This window comes from Prosthecobacter fluviatilis (genome assembly GCF_055388355.1).
Map to the genome: position 1 here is coordinate 466,646 of NZ_AP043782.1, position 6,085 is coordinate 472,730.

2 protein-coding genes are annotated in these 6,085 nt (G+C 60.5%); one reads left to right on the forward strand and one right to left on the reverse strand.

What is annotated here, in order from left to right; all coding sequences use genetic code 11:
* The first annotated feature begins 70 nt into the window (after window positions 1-70).
* Window positions 71-4,501 (forward strand): autotransporter domain-containing protein, encoded by a 4,431-nt coding sequence (locus ACZ5WW_RS01735; RefSeq protein WP_377169423.1) that lies wholly within the window; start codon window positions 71-73, stop codon window positions 4,499-4,501.
* Between the two features lie 639 nt (window positions 4,502-5,140).
* Here ACZ5WW_RS01735 and ACZ5WW_RS01740 read toward each other — a convergent pair.
* Window positions 5,141-5,377, reverse strand: coding sequence for a GIY-YIG nuclease family protein (locus ACZ5WW_RS01740; RefSeq protein WP_377169426.1), 237 nt, complete (start codon window positions 5,375-5,377; stop codon window positions 5,141-5,143).
* Between the last annotated feature and the right edge of the window lie 708 nt (window positions 5,378-6,085).

Here is a 6,085-nt window from a genome sequence, read left to right on the forward strand (position 1 = left end):
TAAGTGAAACAAGAAACCATGGCCATCTCTTTCACTGGCAGTTAATTAACCACGCTTCATCTTTTTTTTCATGCTCCCCACCCGTCGTTTCCACCGCCTGACCACTTACCTGCTCAGCTGCCTGACGGCAGTACTGCTGACCACCCCGCTCGCTGCCCAAGTCCAGATCGACTACACTGACGGCCAGACAGATGCAACAAGCTACAGCACCAGTTCGCCAAATGACCCCACCACCCTGAGCATCCTCTCAGGCACTGCCACGCAGAGCGGCGTGATCAGCGGCACGGGCCTGGTGATCAAGGCGGGCGCAGGCACCCTGATTCTCTCCGGCCTCAACACCTACACCAACGACACCTACATACGCGCCGGCACGCTTCAGGTGGTGGACGGGGCCAGTTTCTCCCAGATGAATGCCAGCCTCTTCGTTGCCGATCAGTCCGGAGACGTCGCCCGGCTTCTCATCAGCGGCGGCACCATCGGCTTCGGCTTCGGCGGCGGAGATTTTAACTACATCGGCAATCAGGCAGGCAGCAGCGGCACGGTGGATGTGACCGGCGGGACCTGGACCTACGGCTCAGCTCTCCTCGTCGGCAATGATGGCACCGGCGTGCTGAACCTCTCTGGCGGCAGCGGTGGTACTTTGTACGGCAGCGCCGGAGCCGGCCAGCTCAATCTTGGCTACAACGGGGGCGGCAGCGGCACGGCGAATGTGAGCGGCGGGACCTGGGTAAACGGCTCTCTTAATATCGGCTATTCCGGTACCGGGCTGCTAAACATTTCCGGCGGCAGCCTCAGCAACAACGTCGCCTATGTCGGCAACCAATCCGGCAGCAGCGGCACTGCGAATGTGAGCGGCGGGACTTGGACCAGCGGCAGCGCTTTCACCGTCGGTCTTTACGGCACCGGAGTCTTGAACCTGACCAGCGGCACTGTCAACGCCAGCGGCACGACGAACTATATTGGCACCCAAACTGGCAGCAGCGGCACGGTGAATGTGAGCGGTGGGACATGGACCATGCTCAGTTCTTACCTCGGCTATGGCGGCACAGGGGTGGTGAACCTCACGGATAGCGGCATCATCACAGTTTACTCTGGCAGCGGCACGCTGTACATGGGGACGAACAGCGGCAGCAGCGGCACGCTGAACCTCGGCACCGGAGGCGCGGCGGGCACGCTGAATGCGGCCAGCATCTTCGGTGGTGACGGCACCGCCGTGGTGAACTTCAACCACACCGGCAGCCTCTACTTCTCCCCCACGCTGGATGGCAATCTCACGGTGAACCACATCGGACCCGGCACCACCACCCTCACTGCGGCGAACACCTACACCGGCAAGACCTCCGTGCTCGGTGGCACGCTGGAGCTGGGCTTTGGCACTGTGTCGGCGGACATTATCTCCAGCAGCTCCGCCCTCACCCTCGGCGGTGGTACCCTCAGCCTCACCGGCACGGGCACCCAGACCGTGAACGGCCTCACCACCGTTGCAGGAACGGGCAGCAGCATCGTCATCGGGGACAGCAACACCCTGGACTTGGGCGCACTGACTTCCGCAGGCAAAGGCTCCTCACTGAACTTCAACACCGCCGCCGGTGGCGCGAACGGAGGCACCGTGGGCAGCGGCGTCGTCCTGCTCTCCGGCCAGACCGCCGGCAGCGCCATCAATCCGGGCTTCACCGTCACCGACTCCACCGGCTTTGGCCTGGCCACAGTCAATGCACTCAATCAAATCATCCGCCTCACCACCACGGACCTGCTCCCGGCCACTGGCGCAACCGCCGGCACGGACTACCGCATCGACAACAATGACGGCGGCAGTTCCACCGCAGGCAGTGCCTCCCTGGTCGTCAGCGCCTCAGAGTCTGCCCGCAGCATCACGGTGGACACCACCGCCTCCTCCGGCATCCTCACCCTGGCACCTGGCGCAGTGATCAGCACGGACGTCTGGAACTTTGGCGGCACCGGCGGCAACACCTACGTCATCACCACCGACTCCGTCGCCTCAGGCCTCACCGCAGCCACGGCAGCCGGCATGCTCCAGATCAACAACTACAACAGCAGCACCGTCTCCATCAACGCCCCCATCCTGGACAATGGCGGCAGCGGGCTGCGTGTGGCAGGCACCGGCACCACCCTGCTCAATGGCAGCGCCACCTACACTGGAGAGACAGTCATCAGCAACGGCACCGTCTTCATCAATGGAGACTTCACCGCCGCGACCGGCAGTGTCACCGTGGAAAACACCGCCACCCTCAGCGGCATGGGCACGCTCGGCGGAAATCTTCATGTGCAAAGTGGCGGCGTCTTGAAACCCGGAAACTTCCTGGGCCTCGGTGCGCTCTCCGGCATCAGCGCCACCTTTGACAGCGGCAGCGTCTTTTCCCTGCAGGGCGGCGGCACTCTCCTGACCAGCCTGAATCTCAGCGGAGCCGCCACCATCGCCGCCGGTGCCATCCTTTCTCTGGAAACCACCTCCGACCTCACGGCCACCAGCTACACCCTGATCACCGCTGCCAGCGGCCTCGACAGCGCACACGCTTTCACCCTCAGCGCCCCGCTGCCCACAGATTTCACGCTCGTGTATGACGGCACCACCTTGAAACTGGTCTACACCCGTCCCGTCACCGCCTACTGGACCGGCAAGGTGGACAGCAACTGGTCCTCCCTTAGCTCCGGCACCAGCAACTGGGCCACCACCGTGGATGGCGTCACCGACACCGCCGCACTGCCCGGCGCCCTCACGGATGTGACCTTCTCCGCCACCGGCGTGGGCAGCACTCAGACCAACCTGGACGTGGACACCACCATCAAGAGCCTCACCATCGAGAGCGACACCGGCATCTCCGGCTCGGGAAAGCAGACCCTCACGGTCAACAATGCCACCACCGTCAACGCTCTGCTTGCCATCAACAGCAGTGTGAACTTCCTCGGCAAAGGTGATCTCACCGTCGGCACCGCGGGCACTCTGGCCGGGTCAGGCAAGGTGGAGCTGACGCCGGACCGATCCATCTTCGTCAATGGTGCCATCAGCGTTGGAGATCCCACCGCTCTTCCCGGCGCGCAGGTGCTCTCAGTCACCACCTCCGGCTCTGGAGCCATCGTCATGGGCGCAGACAGCGTCATCCTGGTCAATCTCTACACGGGCGCAGGCCTGGGAGACAACACCGGCATCTCCACTGCCGCAGATCAGCTCAATCTGCACGGGATCCTCGATGCCTCCGCCGGCGGCACCCTTGTCATTGGCAATCAGCTCGTCACGCCCGTCTTTGCAGGTGGCGATCAGTGGAAAGTCATCGAGCTCAATTCCGGAGGCGGCACCATCACCGGCCACCTTGCCGTCAATGACAGCGCCCTCGGCCTCGCTACAGGTTTCTTCGGCACCTTTGACCAGACCACCGGCATCTATTCCATCGCCGACCGTCGCCCCGAACTCACCGCCTACAGCAGCGGCCTCGCCATGGCCAATGCTGAGGGTCAGGCCATCATCTCCGGCGTGCAAACCGGCCTCAACGACATCAACAACCACCTCTTCAATCTCCGCAGCGGCGGCGGTGAAGAGGAAGAGGAGTCCGATGGCAGCATCTCCGCCGCGCTCGACTACGGCGTCGTCATGGGAGAAGGAGACGGCCCCGAGGACAAAAACCCCATCGCCAAAAAGGTGCTGCGCAGCCGCCAGTGGGAAGTCTTCACCACCGTCAACTACGGCAACGTGAAGCTCAATCCCATCAGCACCCAGTCCGGCGTGCAGATCGACTCCTGGGCCTCCAGCGTCGGTATTGAGCGCCACCTCTCCCGCGGCCTCACCCTCGGCTTTGCCGTCACCTTCCTCCAGAGCTCCCAGACCTACACCGGCGGCCTCGGCAAGATCGATCTCGAAGGCCCCATGCTCTCCGCCTACCTCGCGTATGCTCGCAAAGGCTTCTGGGGCAGCCTGCTCTACTCCTTTGGCGCCTACGACCTCGGCTCCCAGCGCAATCCCGGCCTCGGCCTCCCATCCGCCGCCGGTGCCACCGACGCCTACACCAACGCCATCCAATACAACACCGGCTGGAACTTCCATTTCCTCCCGGATCGCAGCCTCGTCACCGGTCCCTTCATCGGCATCGACTACCTCCACGGCACCGTGGACGCCTACAGCGAAACCGGCGGCGGTCTCGGCGCGCTGCGCTTCAACAAGCAGACCTTCGAGTCCCTTGTCACCCGCGTCGGCTGGTCCACCTCCAAGAAATTCCACACTGATTGGGCGGACATCACCCCGCAGTTCCGCCTCAGCTACGAGCGCCAGAACCTCAAAAACAACGGCACCAGCGTCAGCCTCATCAATGCCCCATTCACCGCCGCTGGTGGCAATCAGACTCCCGGCCAAGATTACATGGTCCTTGGCACCGGCGTGAACTTCCAGTTCACCCCCGACTTCAGCATGCTCCTCGGCTACCAGGTCCAGCTCTTCCGCAACAACATGGAAGCCCACTTCGGCAGCATCCGCTTCGGCTACAAGTTTTGATCAGCGCCTCCGCTTCTCAGCCTTCGCGACCCACCTCTAATATGGACTGCGGTCGCGAAGTGAACCTGCGAGCCAGCCAATTTGGAATAATGAAACCAGGTGAACTGGCGGTGCTGGTTCGCAGCATCATGAGATATTGATGCAGGCTTCAGCTTCAAATCCGTATCCTGGGGGCCAGCCACGCCGGGGCGGCCGACGGGTTTCCCAGGAGACACTGCGCCCTCTCGCCCTACGCCTTTGAATCCAGCTCCTGCCAAAGAACAGCCGGTGGGCAATGCCACGCATGCGCCGTCCAGGCCGGCACTTTTTCCAAGCAATCCCGCGAATGGTGACGCGGTCCGGACTGCCATTCAGCGAACAAAGTGTATGAGGTCTGGTTACCTGGCGCTCATTTTGACATTGGAGGCGGCTAAAGTCACTCGAATGGATGAGGGCCGGTGCCGCCTTCCTCACGAACCAGTTCAAGATTCAATCTTTCGGACGGGGCATCAATTTTCAGCCGCCATGGGGCCACCTTCCATACACCAGCACGATTAAATGGTTGTCGATGTTCTGGAGGCAGCATGTGCTCAAGCTCAATGGCGTCGGGTTGCGTAGCACATTCCTTCCATTCGATCCTGACACTCCGATGCACCAGTTTCAGCGTTCGCTTGGTTTTTTCTCCGGAGTCACATACCGATAGCGAGCAATGCGCTTTTTGAGATCCAACGACTTACCGATGTATGGCAGGTCACCCTCCTTGTCGTAAAAGAAATAGACCCCAGGCACAGACGGAGTGCCCGAAAGAAGGCAGAGCCCAACCACACTGAAAGGGGATTCTCGAAGTGGAATAGTTTGAGCTGTTGGGGGAGGAGATGTGCATTGGGTTGCAAGCACTCATCACAATCTGCCAGGTGCAACGGGTGCAATGACAGCCTTTGCACTCCTTTCCCGGGGGGCAGGTGCAGCAGCATTTCCGTTAACACGTTTTTTAGGCCTTTCGTTTCAGGAGCGACAAGGATGCGTGTGGTCTGCTGCTTTGATCGCCAGAAAGAATCCACCCTTCGGACGATATCCAATGCACATTCCGTGTACGGAACGTTTTGCTTTACCATGGATTTGGTCTGATCCAGTTCTCAGAGAACCCGATGGCCATAAAAATGCGCAATCTCTCGTGACCGGCATTTCCTTGCCATTCGACTCTCATACCATCAAAGAAGCCAGATTCGCAGGGGGGCTGGGAATGCCAGGATTGTGAGCCCATAGGGGCGCATGGGGTGTTTCAAAAAATGAGATGGAATGTCTCATCGACGAACGGACTTCATCATGGTGCGTGCCACGATGACCCTCGAAATGTCTTTAATGGAGTCAATGTGCACATTTAGCGTCTAATAAGCGGAATTCGGGGTGTTGGAGAATTGGGTGTTGGATCAGCCCGTGCTGAATTGAGAGGCGCTCGTTCCACCCTCTATGAAGCGCTTTTCTTCTGCTTTTTTCAGGCATGCCCATGCCTTGAACAACCTAACACTGTTCAAGAAAATAAGATCGACCAATCGTCCCGGAGCTTTAGACAATCAGCTCTCCATTCTGGCCCGATTCACAGGC